The following is a 16,034-nucleotide window of genomic DNA, read 5'->3' as shown; positions in this document are numbered from 1 at the left end:
CACCATAGTTAAACAGGAGAGGATCGTATGAAACTGGAATCGCTGGCATTGCACCATGGATACAAATCCGAACCGACGACGAGAGCTGCGGCGGTTCCCATTTATCAGACAACATCCTATACGTTTGACAACACGCAACATGGCGCCGATCTATTTGATCTAAAGGTGCCGGGAAATATTTATACTCGCATCATGAATCCCACCAACGCGGTGCTGGAGCAGCGCATCGCGGAGATGGAGGAGGGCGTTGGTGCGCTGGCCGTGGCCTCGGGCATGGCGGCAATCACTTATGCGATTCAATGCATCGCCAGCACCGGCGACAATATTGTGAGTACCAGTCAGCTTTATGGGGGCACTTACAATTTGTTTGCGCATACGTTCCCGCGACAAGGCATCGCGTCGCGCATGGTGTCGTACGATGACTATGAGGGTATCGAGCGGAATATCGACAGTAATACCCGGGCGGTTTTTTGCGAGTCCATCGGAAATCCCGCGGGAAATATCGTCGATATCGAAAAACTGGCGGACATTGCGCATAGGCATGAGGTGCCGCTCATCGTCGATAGTACGGTTTCCACCCCCTATCTTTGCCAGCCTTTCAAGTTTGGGGCGGATATAGTGGTGCACTCGCTGACGAAATATATTGGGGGCATGGCACGACTGTAGGAGGAATGATCGTTGATTCGGGAAAATTCGATTGGGTTCAGCACAAGGCACGCTTCCCCTTGCTGAATGAAGCCGATCCTTCGTATCACGGTGTGGTGTATACGGAAGCATTTGAAAATGCCGCCTTTATCGGCCGCTGCCGGGTCGTGCCGCTGCGTAATACCGGTGCGGCTTTGTCACCGCATAGCGCATTTTTAATACTGCAAGGCCTGGAAACGCTGGGTTTGAGGATGGAACGGCACTGTGAGAATGCCCTGAAAGTCGCGCAGTATCTGGAAGGCCACCCAAAAGTGGAACGGGTCAATTATGCGGGATTGCCTAGCAGCAAATATCATGAGCTGTGCAATAAGCTAAGCAAAGGAAAAGCCTCGGGGATACTGAGCTTCGAGATCAGGGGTGGGGCGGCCTCGGGCGGCCAGTTCATTGATGCGTTGAAGATGATCTTGCGTCTGGTTAATATTGGCGATGCAAAATCACTCGCCTGTCATCCCGCATCAACCACCCATCGGCAACTGAACCCGGATGAACTGAGGGCCTCAGGGGTGTCGGAGGGTCTTGTCAGGATATCGGTGGGCATAGAGCATATCGACGATATCATTGAGGATATCGCTCAGGCGCTTGATGTGGTTGTTTGAGTGTGCACAATGATGGGTTGCGCCTTGCTCCACCCATCCTACCGGAAACCGTATTTTTTAAGTCGGCAGGTAGTGGGTCGTACAAAAAGCGCCAGTAATTGCGCCTTCCTTGTTTTCCTTGTGATAATCGTGCCACCAGCGCGCCGATTGCCAAATGGCTTCCGGGCAGCTCGCGCGGCTTTCGAGGCCCGGGGTGAGGTCGAATCCCTCAGCGCCGGTTACGGTTTCGAGCATGGCGGCCGAGGGAATCCCCATTCCGTCCAGTAGCGGATTTCCCGTGCGCCCCGCGCCCCATACATATCCCAGCCACGCCAGCAGGAGTTGCACCGCATCAAGCACGATACGCTGTTGCTGGAATTGCTCAAGCGTATCCATGAGCTTTTTCGGTGTCACTGAAGCCGGAAGATAAAGAATAGCGATGTTGGGAAAGCTTTTGGGATCGGCATATCGGCCGAGAACTGTTTTTTGTACGCCATTGCTTGCCGGAGGAAAACCAAAGCCCTCGGCGGGCATCAGGGAGATTTCATACAAGGGTGCCGTGGCTAGGGCTTTGGCTTCGCCTTGCCCCAGCAATGCCACATGCGACCAGTGGCTGGGCGTCAGATCATTACGAAAATGCGATTGCGCAACCCTGAGACGGAAATCAACCAGGCCCGTGCCGCCCAGCAGCAATATCGCTACCCTGTCATTTCGCCAGTGAGCGCGCAACCAGTCTACGTTGGTTTTTCCGCGTGCCCTCTTGTGCTCCTTGAATTCCTTGTTGATCGACTTGGCTCTGGAAGATAACGTAGGCATCTGTTCTCCTTATGCGGGGATGAGTGAGATTTCACGCACGGCTTGCGGCCTGCGTTGGCTGAAGTCTTGGTGAATCGGATAGTAAGTCGTGCGCAAATTTATGCCGGCACCGCTGCGCGTGAACGAAAGCAATACAAAATGGTTGCCACGCTGCTCGTGACCCCGAGAGCAGACAAATCGTGAACCAAAATCGCTGAACCACAGAAATTCCGGTACCGGCCCTGGACTGGAATGGCGCGGCCACGCCTCGGTTCGGCCGGCAATCGCTCCCCGGAGGGCGAGCAGCTGATCTTTTGCCACGGTACTGACAAGCGACGTGGGAGAGGAGATAATTTCGAATATCGACTCCCGTCCGGTGCGTGCGTCCCGGGCTGCCGCGAGCCGCCCCCAGTGCACATCGCCGGTGATCATAATGACGGGGAGACCGGCCTCGGCAAGCCGCCCCAGCGCATTCGTGAGGTCACTGAAGTCGCCATAGTTCGCCAACTGGTAATCGGCGACCCTGCCTCTCAATCCCCCCACCGGCAAACCGAGCATCGATTGCCCGGTAATGAACACTCCTATCCGCCGTTGCTGTATCGTATCGGAAATCCAATGATCAAGTTGTTTTCTCGCCCTTGCCGTCAGTATCGTAGCCAGATTGGGGTCACGCTTCGATCTTCCATCCGCCATAAAGAATGACAGCGGCTCAACATTGATGACCGATGCGTCGCCCAGCTCGGCCGGGCCTCCATGATGATAGGTGTCGGGTTCGTAGGAGAATTGAAAAGCCTTATACAATGCAGCCGCAGCTGCGGTCCAGTTATCGCGTCCGGATTGTGTCCAGCTATTTTGTATAAACGGACTGGAGTGCGGAAAATTATTCCAGTATTCGTGGTCATCGGGTATGGCCGCGGTGGGCGCAACCTTGAATAATTGCGAATAACCCTCTTCTCTCTGCCAGTTTGCGCGGTAGCTGCTTTCAAACCTGCGTGCAAGCGCGGCCTTGTTATTTGGGAAATTCGCTAGCGTGGGCAAATCCAGGTAAACCTGATCGCCTAGCAGCAGCGTCAAATCAGGACGCACCGCGCCGTTCAGCTGATTCGCGAAAATACCAGCCAGCCCCGCTTTGTCTTCTCCCTGGTAAAAACATGAGGCCAGCAGGACGTTGAACGTACTCTCAAGGACACTGGGAACGCTGGAGGGAAGTGTTCTCGTGCGCAGTTCGGCGCTCGCTGTCGTGCCAGGGGCGCTTGCACTGAGGGATATTTTATAGGCGGTGCCCGATTGGAGGCCGTCGATCTCGAATACGCCAGTAAAATTATCTGCCGGCAGCGCACCGCGAAACTCCACCGGGATGGCACTTGCAAGCGGCCGAAGCGGGTGTATCCGGGCCGCGGCAACAGGATTGCCGTCAAGAAACCAGGTGAGGGAGGGCGCCTGGGAAGCAAGAATTCCAACCCATATGCGTAGACAGCTGCTGGGCGCGGCACGAGGCACGAGGGATATCTTCATGCCCAAAAACCTCGTAGTGCCGGGAAATTCATGAGGTCAAGCCTGGATCAAGGGCAGGAATTGTAATGCCATATCCATAAACCATGTGCCTCCATACGATTTTCGGTAGGATGGGATAGAGCAGATGCAACCCCATTATTGGTTAATTCCACACTTCTCCAAACTGAATCGCGTCACTGGCTTCGATGAGTGACGCTATGCTTAACCATCCCGCACAGGCCCATGGTGCCAGAACATTCACATAATTAAGCATAGCATAACAATATGCGGAAATCCTGAATAGATAGACGGTTATTTCTTCCGTTCACGTATATAAGAATCAAGAAAATCCAGTATGCGATCTTCATATTCCCTGCCTGCGTAGGCATGCATGTTGAAGTGTCCGCCTCCAGGTACTATCCACATTTCTTTTGGTTGCCGGGCGGCCTCAAACAACCGCCTGGTTTCCGCGACAGTCGTATGCCGATCATCGGTGCCGGATATCAGCAGCAAAGGCGTATCGAGGTCGCCTATGCGGGTAATGGGATTCAACGCCTCGGGCGAAATATTCAGGCGAAACGTTAGTTGCCATAGCAGGAGCGGGGAAAGCGCCGGTCCCAGCTCGCCAAGGTGGAGTCTCAACCGGTTTTCGACGGCTTCTTCAATAGTGGGGTGCAGCGATTCGAGCACCACGGCGTCAAGCCTTAACGGATGGCTCGCCAGCACGATAGCGGCCGCACCCAGCGAAACGCCAATGGCGGCAATCCTTTCAGACGGGAAATTCTCTCGCAGAAAGGCCACGGCGGCCTCCACATTCTCTGATTCAAGCGCGCCAAAGGTGATCCGTTCGCCGGGTGTCTCGCCATGCGCCTGAAGATCGATAAGAAGAACACTGTATCCCCGCGCATTCAGGAATTTGGCCCGGCTAAGCATCTCGACGCGATTGCTGCGGATCGAATGAACCAACAATATCATGCCGCCGCCGTGTGCGCCGCGTCTCAACCAGCCGTGCACGCCGGAACCGGTGTCACGGGAGCCGGCATTGAGGGGGATCTGCACGGATTCGACTGGAAAATCGGACGACACCGGGCCGGACAGGGAATCTACGGCGGTGGGCGCCGCGCCGCTCAGCAATTCGCCCACGCCAATCGCGCCAAGTATGATGGCGGCAACGCAGGCGGATACTCCGATCAGAATCCAGCGGCGCATAGGTTTTGAGGTGGGTTGATGGCAAAATAAACTCGTTATTTTGCCACGTAGTGAGTGAATGGCCGGGTTACGCTACACTAGCCCGATCTACTTCTGCTGCAGGGGGTCCGTCATACAATCCACTTCTCATCGGCCATGTTGACCACTCGTCAGTACCCTTGATGCGAGGGCGGTGCCGAGCACGCGCGCCTGTATCTTCTCGAAGGCTGTGTCGCGGCTTGTGGAGGTGTCATCGCAGAAAGGCGAGAAACCACAGTCATCCGTCGTGCCTAGCTGATCGATGGGAATATACCCGGCTGCTTCGAGAATGCGATCCCGGATTTGTTCCGGGTTTTCGATTTGCGGATTGATGGGATCGACGACGCCAATAAAAATCCGATGATCCGGTTTCATATGGGCGCGAATGATCTTCAGCACCCGTACGTAATCCCGCTCACGCGCCAGCGAGATATAAAAATTTCCCGCTTTCAATTGAAACAGACTGGGTAACAACTCGGCATAATCGACATCGGCACTGTGCGTCGAATCCCGGTCGCTACCCGGGCACGTATGTATTCCAATCCGCGTAAGTTCTGCGGAGGTAAAACGCGAGAGCGCCAGGTTATTCAGATCGATAAAACTATTGAGGAGCCTCCCCGTGGGATCAAGTTTCAGCGCGAGCCGTCCCTCGGTGAAGTCGATCTGAACCTTGTGCGCACCCTTATCAAGACAACGACGAACTTCTGTTTCATGCTCGCGAATAAGATCGTCAATGAACTCCGCGCGCGAATATCTGGGAATCTCTTCGGCCGGATACATAAGGCTCAAGGCGGAAGGTGAAATAACCGCCTGTTTGACGGGAACGCGCGTGTACCGCATGGCTTTTTCCAGAAAACGATCCGCATAGATCCGGTAACGAAATGGTCCTGATGCGAGCTGCGGCATACGACGGTGGTGGCCTGCCTCGAACGGAATGATGAAACCATCGGGAGTCGTATTTTCGAGCCCATCGACGCAATAAGTGATGAAATTGTGGTATTTCCTCTGTTCACCATCGGTAATGACTGGCGAACCCGTCGCCTCGAATCTTTGGATGGTATCCCGTATTGCGATATCGTAGAGGGACTCCAGCTTCGGATCCATGGGGTCACCGTTAGCGAACGCCTCGATTAATTCAGGCGGTCTCGGGATGCTGCCGATGGGCTCGGTGGGTATGATCGTCATCATAATTTCCGAGAATTCAAGCTTCCCCCTCTATCCGTGGCTTTCGCGTCCATTTGCTCAGACTCCCGATGGTGGCAATCAGTTCATGCGATTCAACAGGTTTGGAAAGATGCATCTGATATCCGGCAATCATCGCACGGGTCCGGTCTTCGGACCGGGCAAACGCGGTAAGGGCAATGGCGGGCGTTTTTCCGCCGTGAGCTGCGGGAAGATTCCTCACTTCGCGAATGAGCTGGTATCCATCTTTTTCCGGCATGCCGATGTCACTTATGATGACATCCGGCCTGCTGCTCTGCAGGAGCTCCAATCCCTCCGCGGCGCTGGCGGCGGTGATTACGTCGGCATCGCATTCCGTCAGCACTTCATTGATAAGCTCGCGGGAATCCGTCTCGTCGTCAATGACCAGGATTCTTATGCCGGAGAGCGTAATGTACCGGTTGCGCGGAGCCTGGGCCGCCGATGCCGCCATACGTTGATCTCTCCTGTCGCCGACGGATGCGAGCGGCAGGCTCACGATAAACGATGCGCCCAACCCCTCGCCGGCACTTTCCGCATGGACTGTTCCTCCATGAAGCGCTACCAGCTGCTTCACAATGGAAAGTCCCAGACCGAGGCCGCCGTAGTGCCGGGTAAGCGAAGAATCGGCCTGACGGAACCGGTCAAAAATGTATGCCAGGAACTCGGGCTTTACGCCTATGCCCGAATCTTTTACCGTAATCTCAAGATATGAAGCCACCCGCTCAACGATAACCTCGATATTGCCACCCTTTGGCGTAAACTTGACCGCATTGGAAAGAAGGTTCCAGATTATCTGCTGGAGCCGGTTATAATCGCCCGAGACCAGCCCGGCGGCGGGATCAATCTTTTTTATCAGATGAATATCCTTGGCCTCCGCCGCCGGGGCCAACGACTCCAACGCCGCTTCGGCTATGCTGGCAAGATTCAGCTGTTGCACATCAAGTCTTATTTTCCCGGAGATGATGCTGCTCATCTCAAGAAGGTCTTCGATAAGCTTATTTTGCATGCGCGCATTTCTTTCGATGGTCTCGAGCCCCCGTCGAACGGTTTCCTGATTCATTGTCCCTTGCGAAATGAGCTGTGCCCATCCGAGAATCGCATTAAGCGGTGTTCTGAGCTCATGAGACAGTGTGGCCAGAAACTCATCCTTCATCCGGTTGGCTCGCTCGGCTTCGTTCCTTGCGGCCCGTTCGCTCTCAAGAAGCTGTTTCTTTTCTTCATCCGCCCGCTTTATGCTGTCGATATCTGTGCTCGAACACACCCACATCGATACCTTTCCCAGTGCGTCGCACTTGGCATGAGCCCGGGTCAGATGCCAGCGGTAGCCGCCGTCCGCCTGCCGGAGGCGGATTTCCATCTGGAAAGGTTCTCCCGTGGCAAGAGAGTGGCGCCAGCGCCGGGTATTCTCATCCAGGTCATCGGGATGAATGAGTTTTGTGTTTTCCCAGCATTCCATCTGCTCAAGGGGCAGTCCAGTGTAGTCTTTCCATTGCTGGTTAAAATAATCCACAACACCGTCAGCTCGGGCGGTAAATATTTTCAGGGGCATCGATTCGGCCATGAAGTGCTGCCGCTCTCCGCTTTCCCGTAGCGCATCTTCAGCATGCCTGCGTGCAGTGATATCCCTGAAGCTCCAGACACGGCCAATACTCTGATTCTCAATATACTGAATTTTGGAAAACTGCTCGAATACTCTGCCATCGGCGAGTTCCAGTACGTCATAACTATCCGCGGGCCAGGATGTGTAAATTCCTTCTGTCTCTTCCATAAGCCATTGAGGATTTTTCGCACACTTGCAGCAAAATTTCAGCAGTTGCCTGTGGTCGCTCAAGTTCGGGATATCCCGGGGGATCTGCCACATTTGCAGATACAGTTCGTTGAAGCGAAGTACCAGGCCATCCTGGTCGGTAACCAGAATTCCATCGGCGGTGGATTCTATGGTGGCGCGCAGGATCGATAGAGAGTGATCGAGCCGTCTGGCTTTCTCCTCCAGCGATTTTTTGGCTTGTTTGAGTTCGTTCTCGGCCCGTTGACGTGCGAGGAGTATGGTATTGCAGGTTTGCAACGCAACGGAGCGCAGCAGTTTTTCTTCGTTATCGTCTATCATCTTGAATCCGGTAGTTGGACAGAGTGAAGTACGCGGTTTTTGGGGTGCAGGGCAAGACGCAACGACGCAGAATGGCCGTTCCATCCCAAGAAGTTGCGGCGCAGCCTGGGCTGCAAAGAACTGTACAGTTCACCCCGTAGCGGCCCTACCCAAAAAGCGAGAGTCAAAATAATACGAAATATTGCCATTAATCATAGACTGATCTTTTAAATAAGCGGTCAACTACCAGATTTAGGATCATCCCTATCCTTAACTATTTCTCGGAGTATAACCCTATTTACATTCCGGTCAATGAGGCATCGTAGCAAGCGTTTCTCCGCACGATCAAGGAGGGATATTACGTATAATTGTGTTAATCTGAGCAGGAAATGAGAACGGTTCACGGAAGCATTATCTCCTGTGTCATAACCATCACCAGAAACACCCTTCACCAGAAACACAGGAATGAATATTCATGAATAAGCCGGAAATCCCGGACTGGCTGCGCGGCAGCGAAATGGGGGAGATCATCCATGTTCATGACTGGACTGAATCAGGCCTGGGGCCAATCCAGACATGGCCGTGCAATCTCCAGATCGCGATCAATATCGTACTGTTGCTGCCGTCACCCGCCATGTTGTTTTTAGGGCCGAAACTCGTACAGATTTACAACGATAGTTGCCGGGATTGGATGGGTGCCGAGCATCCTGCCTGCCTGGGCCAGCCAGTCAGTGAGTTCTGGCCCGAGGTATGGAATTTCCTCGCGCCGGTCTGCGAAGGCGTGATGCAGCGACGTGAATCGTTTATTTTCGAGGATCAAGCGCTCACTGTTAAACGCAGCGGAATACTTAAAGAGGGTTTTTTCAGGCTTACCTATAGCCCCATCCCCGGCGATGTTTCCAATCATGGAGATGGCATAGGTACGAGTACGCCGGGGGGGGTGCTGGTAACGGTAAACGAGACGACCGAATTGGTCCGTGCGCGCACGCTCGAAGCGGAGCGTATCCGTCTACATGGGGCGCTGCAAGCACAACGGATTCAATTGTTCGAAGAAGTATTTCGTAACGCGCCATCATTCCTGTATGTACTCAAGGGGCCGGAGTTCGTTTTTGAGTTTGCCAATGAGGCGTTCTATCAACTTGTCGGTCACCGCGAGCTGATCGGCCGCCCAGCCTTCGAAGCGCTTCCGGAGGCGGCGCACGACGGTATCCAGCACAGCCTCATTCAGGTAATGGCCTCCGGCGAGCCATTCGTGGGATTCGAACAGCCGGTGAAAGTCATACGCACACCGGGCGGACAATCGGAAGAGCGCTTTGTCGACGTCAGCTACCTGCCTCTTTTCGACGAACATGGCGCCTGCCAGTACATTCTGGGCCATGGCATCGATGTTACCGCACACGTGCAAAAGCGCAAAAGTGCTGAAATCGCACTGCGTGAGAGCGAGGAGCGTTCTCGCCGCGCATTGGAAATCGATACAGTCGGTATCATTTTCCTGGATACGGAAGGCCAGATTACCGAAGCCAATGATGCATTTCTGACGATGAGCGGCTTCAGCCGCGAGGATGAGAGGGCGGGACGGTTGCGCTGCGATGAGATGACACCGCCGGAATGGGTTTCGGTTTCGCAGCGGGCTATCGAGGAGTTCAAGGCCACGGGACGCACCACTCCCTATGAAAAGGAATTCCTCCGCAAGGATGGCTCGCGCTGGTGGGCTTTGCTCGCCGCGAAGCAAATCAGCGAGCACGAGGGCGTTGAATATGTGATTGATATAACCAGGCGCAAGCGCATCGAGCAGAGTCTGCGCGAGAGTGAAGCAAGGTTTCGCGCCGTGGCGGAAGCATCGCCCGCGCTGACCTGGCAGGTGGATGCGCAGGGGAATAACGTTTATGTTAATCAGCGGTATGTGGAGATGATCGGAGCGAGTGAGAAAGCCCTGATGGGTACCGCCTGGCATTCAATTATTCATCCGGATGACGTCATCGGCTATGTGGCCGCGTTCGAACAGGCATTACGCGATCGCTCGCGTTTTCGGCAGCGGGTGCGGATCAAGACCGCGAAGGGTGAATGGCGCTGGCTGGAATCCTACGCGCTGCCCTGGTTTACCGCCACCGATGAGTATGCGGGTCATGTTGGCATATCGATAGACATCACGGATACTGTCAATGCGGAAACGGCCTTACGCGAAACCGACCGCCGCAAGGATGAGTTTCTGGCCACGCTGGCGCATGAACTGCGCAATCCGCTTGCGCCAATTTCCAACGCACTGGCGCTCATCGCGCGGCCGGATGGTATTACGGCGCTTCCCCGCCTGCTGCCGGTCATAAACCGGCAAGTCAATTATATGATCCGACTGGTAGATGATCTGCTGGAAATATCACGCATCACCAGTGGAAAAATCGAGCTGCGGCCAACACCAACCGCTTTGGCTGTTGTACTGCGCAACGCGGTGGAAGCGAGCATGCCGCTGATTAACGAAAAGGAGCATAAACTGAGCGTATTTATTCCTGAAGCGCCTTTAATTGTTCTCGCTGACATCGTACGCCTGGAGCAGGTATTTACCAATCTGCTCAACAACGCGGTCCGTTACACCAAAACGGGTGGGCAGATCTGGCTGACTGCCCGCCAGGAAGGCAATAGCGCAGTGGTATCCGTGCGCGATAACGGTATCGGTATTCTGGCCGGCATGCTGCCGCGGCTGTTCGATATGTTTGCGCAGGAGCGCCGCAACGGTATCGGTGCACAGGAAGGCCTGGGTATCGGACTCAACCTGGTTTATCGCCTTCTGCAAATGCACGGCGGCACCATTGAGGCCATAAGCGAAGGGAAGGATCGAGGCAGCGAATTCATTGTACGTCTGCCTTTGTCGGAGGTATCCGCTCGCGGAAAAAGTGCCGAGCCGGAGAAAGCGGGTCTTCCGCCGAAGGGCCTGCGCGTACTGGTGGTCGATGATAATCATGACGCGGCCGAAGTTCTTTCCATGCTGCTTGAGTCAATAGGCGTTAACGTCCGGGTTGTCAATAGCGGCCTGGCGGCGCTGGCGGCGCTCCCTGATTACCAGCCAAATGTGATCCTGATGGACATCGGTATGCCGGGAATGAATGGTTACGAGGTGGCGCGCCGTATTCGCGAGCAACCGCAATATGACGATATCAAGATGATCGCCCTGACTGGCTGGGGCCAGGAAGAAGATCGCCGTCAGTCTGAGGAGGCCGGCTTCGATCATCATCTGACGAAGCCGGTGGATTTCAAGCTCCTGAAGGAGTTGATTGCTTCACTATAGGGGCAGTGTAGGGTAGAGCCTGGATATTTCACCGGATCAGGTTAGAAAATCCCGAGCGACGGGAGGAAGACTCCACGATCGGATCATCCTTATCCCTGCAGCAGGGTTACAAGCCCGGTTGACGCAGGCAAGATACAGCGTTGCTTCTCAACCTCCTTCGCTACATATCATCCTGTCCCCTTTCCACTTAGGGGAGCCCATATGAGGGCGTAAACAGGCTGCTTCCCCCCGCCTTGACTTGAAAATATTCTTTACTATGCTGAATCAAGCAAGTCACGCTCAGGCTGGTTTGAATTTTTCCTTGTTACAGATAGATACTTGAGGCTGACGTAAAAAGGAATAAGGAGAGTTCACCAGAGGCTATCTCTGCGATCATTGACTTGGTGTATATATCTTTTGAGAAATCGAAAATCAAACAGCGAGGTTAGTAAAGCGTTATTGAAGCTTTAACTACCAGCTGCTGTCCGCGCTCCGTCAGGAGAGATGCAGAGTACGTCAGCGCGCTGTCAGCTTGCTACGCTTAATCATACAAGCCACAACTTCTCACGACTTGTAGATATTTTTTAATACATATATTGACTATTCAGGAGACTACCATGAAGAAAGCGCTTCTATTAATCGCTCTTCCGATCACGATGGCATACGCTGCCTCCAGCTTCGCCGGAAAGGAGGAGAAGATCCAATGGTCTCAGGTTCCTGCCGCTGTTCAGAAGACAATAACCAAACACGCGGGTGGGGGAAAAATTGAGGAGATCGAGAAGGAAACGGAGACAAAAGATGGAAAATCGGTGACAGTTTACGAAGCGAAGGTAAAGAGGCGCGATGGCAAGGAATTGGAGATTGAGGTTGGCGAAAATGGCAAACTTATCAAGATTGATGATTAAAACGGGAGAATTCTCTGAAAAATAAAGCGGATCAATCATCCGGGCAGTCAGCGAATCAATTAGTGGATGAAGGTGGGATCGTCGCCGACGAGACGCATGGCAACAGGGCTGAAGAGTAAATAGAAGATCGTGCTACCAAAATACAGGAGACGCGTGAAGAAGCAAAGGCCATAATCGGGTCCGCGCCGCATAAAGATATTACGAACGAACATCCAGGAGAGAGACCCGCGCCGCTTGACCGGTGTCAGGGGACTGTATAAGTCCGATTTTCTGGGCAGCGCAGGGTACCCGGGGATTTCACTTTCGAGGCATGCATGTTCAAAGGAAATGTGCTGCAAGAGCCCCACTGGCGCGACCTTGTATTATCAACCTAGCCCTACGTTCGATCAGCTTGTGCCGGACATTTCGCGGCAACTCTCGGCACATTCGCGGCAGGCTGCAACGCAGTCATCCATGCCGCCAACTTCTTCACAGCTGTCGGCACAGGCTTCGCAGATGCCCACGCAAACTGCACAGACCTGATTACTGAAATCCGAGCCACTCAGCATGAAATTGGCTGAGGTTTGGCAAAACCCGGCGCAGTTTATCATCAGACGGAAATGCCCGGGCTCGACGTGTTTGCCGCCTGTTTCGAGGCAATGGTTCATGGCTGTTTCCAGGCAGGTCTGGTGGCAATGCGTGCACGCCTCGATACATGATTGCATATCGTATTCAGTATTCATGGGGTCTCCTTATTGATTGATTGGCGATTTCACTCTCTGGCTTCGCTAGAAGCCAGGCAGCAAAGCGGTCCGCCCCAGTGGAAAATATACTTCCCTCTCATGTCCAGGTCTGTGCGGAAACCAGCATAAGAAGTTACCACGGCTGAATCCAGCCCAAGAGAATCCATCAGGTGACTTCATCGTCTACGCAAGCACTGGCGATCAGGTTGCGAAAATCTTGCCGCTTGCCCGGCGTCCATAGTCCAAGCTATGGATTTCTCCCAACTGGCAAAGTTGTCTAGGGTCTGTTAACACTTATTTCGCACCCCGCGACGGCGTCCAGCACGAGGCATGAGCCGCGCGGCGGAGCAGGCCTCCGTAAGCGGCGAATAACGAAGGGCTGGATGAAATCCGTCCCGTCCCTTCGGGTTGCGCACAAAAAACGCGTGTGCGAAATAAGTGTTAACAGGCCCTAGCAACCCGCCTCACCATCATTCCACATTCCAATGGATTATCCGCGTTTAAGCCGGGCAGCATTAATCGAATTGACAATCATTATCATTATCGTTTAGTATCGCTGATAGCATGGCTTGGGCAATAAATTCACGGGTCATCATTGAAGATCTGTGTCTCACGGCAGAATGATCCGCAACCCAGTTCTTGGCCGTGCGCCAGACTTTAACCATTGATAAACCGGTGGATGTGCGTCTCAGATCACTCGAATATGCAAAATTCCAAAGACGAGCATAAACCTTCGGTCAGTCTGCTGTTAGCAGCCTTGTCATGGCTTACCGCCAAACGGCGGTGCCCTCCTGATCCTGCCACGCGGTCGGCAATCGCCCATCACCTTCATCTGCTTGTCCTGCATCCCGCATCCGATAGTCTTGATATCCAGGCGGCGTTATATATGGCTGGTAGAGCGGGTATCGATGCCAACGGACTGATGACACGCTTTTCCGGCATTCCGGCAAGTCTTCATTGAATGATGAAATTTCTGCGGAAATTCGTTCACCGATGGCGATGGCCTATTTAAAAGTCTCATCGTTAATGTTCTGAAAACCGGCAACCGATCACTCATTTTTAGTTTAACTTTATGATCTACAAATGTTTTTTACCCTCGCCTGATCCTCAATTTGATGGGGTTGCTATCTCGAGCGGATTGATTGCCGTGGCGGTATAACCATGGTGGACGCGGCGGATTATGCTTCGTATCCGGGAAAAGACTTATGCTGATGAGTCCCGATGAAAGTAAGGAGCTGGAAAAATGAGCAGTACGCATATCGGATCAACCCTCAATGATTTCCTGGAAGAGGAAGGCGTTCTTGAGGAAGTCCAAACCAGAGCCATCAAAGCAGTCATCGTCTGGCAACTCGTGGAGGCAATGAAGGCGCAGTCGCTTACGAAAAGCCAGATGGCCACGTTATTAAAAACCAGCCGCTCGCAGGTGGATCGCCTTCTCAATCCGGCCAGCGATGTAACGCTATCAAGCCTGCAACGCGCCGCCACCCTGGTAGGGCGCAAAATACAGATCGAACTGGTGTAACTGCAGTTTAATTCCAGATAGCCAAAGACGTGTTGCCAATTGCCTGTAGTGATCGACCTGAACAGATAGATCACCTTGCCATAGGCAAAAAATATGACGTTCCCTTAGTCCCGAGCGCGGCATGGAGAAAATCTGAAATCCATGCTGACACGAGAGGAAGGGGTGTCATTGAAGACGCTACCATGACACAGATTGGGACCGTCGAAGATCAGTGCCTGGCCATATTCAAGTTCGACTGGTGAGAAGTCGCTCAGGCCCTCTTCGCTTTCAATCCAGATACTGTTGGAGCCTCGGACCTGTGTCAACGGTATCCAGACGTTGAGATGACCGGGATTGACACCGTAATCCCTATCCCGGTGAAAGGCGCTACTCCCCTTTCCGCTGAAATGAAAACGGAAAGACGGCGGAATCTGGTATGAATTGACGCCGCCGTAAAACGGTGCGATGACCGATTGAATGAAATCCATATAAATTGACTTGCAATGGCCAAAGCCGCTGGTCAATTCGTCACGGCAAGTATTGATTTGCGCGGCCACATCCTCATAAGCTTTCAAATCGGCTCGCTCATGAATATTCTCGAGTGGTTCAAAACCCAGCACAGACGAAGCCCATGCGCGAAAATCATATTTTTCGGTATCGTATTTGATAATGGCTAAATTCATGGCAAGTATTTGAACTGGAAAGCATAAGACCCTGTCTGGCCTAAAACCAGGCAGGGCCATGACCCGGTTATTTCTTCTTGGGTTCTTCCTCTTCCTCCAAGCCTATTACCACTACTTCAACCTCAAACACCCCGGACTATCACAGCCGCCATTAAGCCGATCAGCAAGCCAAGTGAGTGAGCCAGCTAAACAAACGATAGCATCGGTACGCTTTCCACCCATTGTGCCGGCTTAGGGATTGAGCGACCAAGCCATTGGACAATAAAATGTATTTCTTGAATAGCTGTAAGAAATTACAGGTATTGTTGATCCGCTTCCTGAGTGGACCAAGTAGGGATGGGATCCGCTCTTTGCTCATACCTTTTTGTAAACAGTGATCCTTCCGGCAAATATGCCGCATATTCGGATGGAGGCTTGACAAGATCCTTCCAAAAGTTTATTTTACTATCAGGTTAATTAACTGTCTGGTTTAATATTTATGCCACCTGATCAACTCAGTAATACCTTTGCCGCACTTGCCGATCCTACCCGGCGGGCGATCCTGGCTCGCCTCGCCATCGGTGAGGCCTCCGTCAAGGAGTTGGCCGCACCTTTCGCAATGAGTCTGCCCGCTGTTTCCAAGCACCTCAAAGTACTGGAACGTGCCCGGTTGATCGTTCGTGGCCGCTCGGCACAGTGGCGACCGTGCCGATTGGAGGCAAAGCCGCTCGCGGAAGCGACAGATTGGCTCGAGCACTACCGGCTCTTCTGGGAGCAGAGTTTTCATCGCCTCGACGATTACTTACTTGAGTTGCAAAATGAACCTAAATCCAGTGATTGACCGCTCATTTGTCAGTCTAGAATTGTGCCACTTGATTTTCATTTTTTGAGCCGCGCACC

Annotated in this window: 12 protein-coding genes and 1 pseudogene; 6 read left to right on the top strand and 7 right to left on the bottom strand. The window is 53.2% G+C overall.

The features are described from left to right. Positions 1 to 27: 27 nt before the first annotated feature. A pseudogene (locus BLO43_RS02350) lies at positions 28 to 1,301 on the top strand (O-acetylhomoserine aminocarboxypropyltransferase/cysteine synthase family protein). Between the two features lie 57 nt (positions 1,302 to 1,358). Here the strand turns inward: BLO43_RS02350 and BLO43_RS02345 are convergent. The 5 genes from BLO43_RS02345 to BLO43_RS02325 form a co-directional block, all read right to left on the bottom strand. Further along, positions 1,359 to 2,096, bottom strand: coding sequence for a hypothetical protein (locus tag BLO43_RS02345; RefSeq protein WP_090905605.1), 738 nt, complete (start codon positions 2,094 to 2,096; stop codon positions 1,359 to 1,361). Positions 2,097 to 2,105: 9 nt separating this feature from the next. After that, complete coding sequence (locus BLO43_RS02340; protein WP_090905604.1) at positions 2,106 to 3,590, bottom strand: alkaline phosphatase D family protein; 1,485 nt, start codon at positions 3,588 to 3,590, stop codon at positions 2,106 to 2,108. A 291-nt stretch (positions 3,591 to 3,881) separates the two neighbouring features. Next, a complete protein-coding gene (locus tag BLO43_RS02335; RefSeq protein ID WP_090905603.1) occupies positions 3,882 to 4,778 on the bottom strand; it encodes an alpha/beta hydrolase in 897 nt (298 codons plus the stop codon). 126 nt (positions 4,779 to 4,904) lie between these two features. Further along, complete coding sequence (locus BLO43_RS02330) at positions 4,905 to 5,984, bottom strand: cobalamin-independent methionine synthase II family protein (RefSeq protein WP_217628010.1); 1,080 nt, start codon at positions 5,982 to 5,984, stop codon at positions 4,905 to 4,907. A gap of 13 nt (positions 5,985 to 5,997) precedes the next feature. Next, positions 5,998 to 8,106 (bottom strand): PAS domain-containing hybrid sensor histidine kinase/response regulator, encoded by a 2,109-nt coding sequence (locus tag BLO43_RS02325; RefSeq protein WP_090905601.1) that lies wholly within the window; start codon positions 8,104 to 8,106, stop codon positions 5,998 to 6,000. 454 nt (positions 8,107 to 8,560) lie between these two features. Between BLO43_RS02325 and BLO43_RS02320 the strand changes: the two genes are divergently transcribed. Further along, a complete protein-coding gene (locus tag BLO43_RS02320; protein ID WP_090905600.1) occupies positions 8,561 to 11,365 on the top strand; it encodes a hybrid sensor histidine kinase/response regulator in 2,805 nt (934 codons plus the stop codon). A 596-nt stretch (positions 11,366 to 11,961) separates the two neighbouring features. After that, positions 11,962 to 12,249: a hypothetical protein gene (locus tag BLO43_RS02315; protein WP_090905599.1), complete on the top strand. Its 288-nt coding sequence runs from the start codon at positions 11,962 to 11,964 to the stop codon at positions 12,247 to 12,249. Positions 12,250 to 12,635: 386 nt separating this feature from the next. Here BLO43_RS02315 and BLO43_RS02310 read toward each other — a convergent pair whose 3' ends face one another. Then, complete coding sequence (locus BLO43_RS02310; RefSeq protein ID WP_090905598.1) at positions 12,636 to 12,971, bottom strand: four-helix bundle copper-binding protein; 336 nt, start codon at positions 12,969 to 12,971, stop codon at positions 12,636 to 12,638. 703 nt (positions 12,972 to 13,674) lie between these two features. Between BLO43_RS02310 and BLO43_RS02305 the strand changes: the two genes are divergently transcribed. After that, complete coding sequence (locus BLO43_RS02305; protein ID WP_090905597.1) at positions 13,675 to 13,932, top strand: hypothetical protein; 258 nt, start codon at positions 13,675 to 13,677, stop codon at positions 13,930 to 13,932. A 282-nt stretch (positions 13,933 to 14,214) separates the two neighbouring features. Further along, complete coding sequence (locus tag BLO43_RS02300; protein WP_090905596.1) at positions 14,215 to 14,493, top strand: XRE family transcriptional regulator; 279 nt, start codon at positions 14,215 to 14,217, stop codon at positions 14,491 to 14,493. A gap of 104 nt (positions 14,494 to 14,597) precedes the next feature. On the opposite strand, the gene BLO43_RS02295 is transcribed toward BLO43_RS02300, so the two are convergent. Further along, positions 14,598 to 15,155, bottom strand: coding sequence for a phytanoyl-CoA dioxygenase family protein (locus BLO43_RS02295; RefSeq protein ID WP_090905595.1), 558 nt, complete (start codon positions 15,153 to 15,155; stop codon positions 14,598 to 14,600). A 478-nt stretch (positions 15,156 to 15,633) separates the two neighbouring features. Between BLO43_RS02295 and BLO43_RS02290 the strand changes: the two genes are divergently transcribed. Continuing rightward, the gene (locus BLO43_RS02290) at positions 15,634 to 15,975 is read left to right on the top strand and encodes an ArsR/SmtB family transcription factor (RefSeq protein WP_090905594.1); all 342 of its coding nucleotides are present in this window, start codon (positions 15,634 to 15,636) and stop codon (positions 15,973 to 15,975) included. Positions 15,976 to 16,034: the final 59 nt, after the last annotated feature.

It is taken from the genome of Nitrosospira sp. Nsp13, assembly GCF_900101945.1.
GTDB classification, from domain to species: domain Bacteria; phylum Pseudomonadota; class Gammaproteobacteria; order Burkholderiales; family Nitrosomonadaceae; genus Nitrosospira; species Nitrosospira multiformis_D.
Note: the sequence above shows the minus strand (reverse complement) of the source record. Positions and strands in the feature narration are given on the sequence as shown.

Bases quoted from the DNA above. Each gene is read 5' to 3' on its own strand.
- BLO43_RS02345 (WP_090905605.1), bottom strand. From the start codon at position 2,096: ATGCCTACGTTATCTTCCAGAGCCAAGTCGATCAACAAGGAATTCAAG.
- BLO43_RS02330 (WP_217628010.1), bottom strand. From the start codon at position 5,984: ATGATGACGATCATACCCACCGAGCCCATCGGCAGCATCCCGAGACCG.
- BLO43_RS02340 (WP_090905604.1), bottom strand. From the start codon at position 3,590: ATGAAGATATCCCTCGTGCCTCGTGCCGCGCCCAGCAGCTGTCTACGC.
- BLO43_RS02320 (WP_090905600.1), top strand. From the start codon at position 8,561: ATGAATAAGCCGGAAATCCCGGACTGGCTGCGCGGCAGCGAAATGGGG.
- BLO43_RS02335 (WP_090905603.1), bottom strand. From the start codon at position 4,778: ATGCGCCGCTGGATTCTGATCGGAGTATCCGCCTGCGTTGCCGCCATC.
- BLO43_RS02315 (WP_090905599.1), top strand. From the start codon at position 11,962: ATGAAGAAAGCGCTTCTATTAATCGCTCTTCCGATCACGATGGCATAC.
- BLO43_RS02300 (WP_090905596.1), top strand. From the start codon at position 14,215: ATGAGCAGTACGCATATCGGATCAACCCTCAATGATTTCCTGGAAGAG.
- BLO43_RS02295 (WP_090905595.1), bottom strand. From the start codon at position 15,155: ATGAATTTAGCCATTATCAAATACGATACCGAAAAATATGATTTTCGC.
- BLO43_RS02310 (WP_090905598.1), bottom strand. From the start codon at position 12,971: ATGAATACTGAATACGATATGCAATCATGTATCGAGGCGTGCACGCAT.
- BLO43_RS02325 (WP_090905601.1), bottom strand. From the start codon at position 8,106: ATGATAGACGATAACGAAGAAAAACTGCTGCGCTCCGTTGCGTTGCAA.
- BLO43_RS02305 (WP_090905597.1), top strand. From the start codon at position 13,675: ATGCAAAATTCCAAAGACGAGCATAAACCTTCGGTCAGTCTGCTGTTA.
- BLO43_RS02290 (WP_090905594.1), top strand. From the start codon at position 15,634: ATGCCACCTGATCAACTCAGTAATACCTTTGCCGCACTTGCCGATCCT.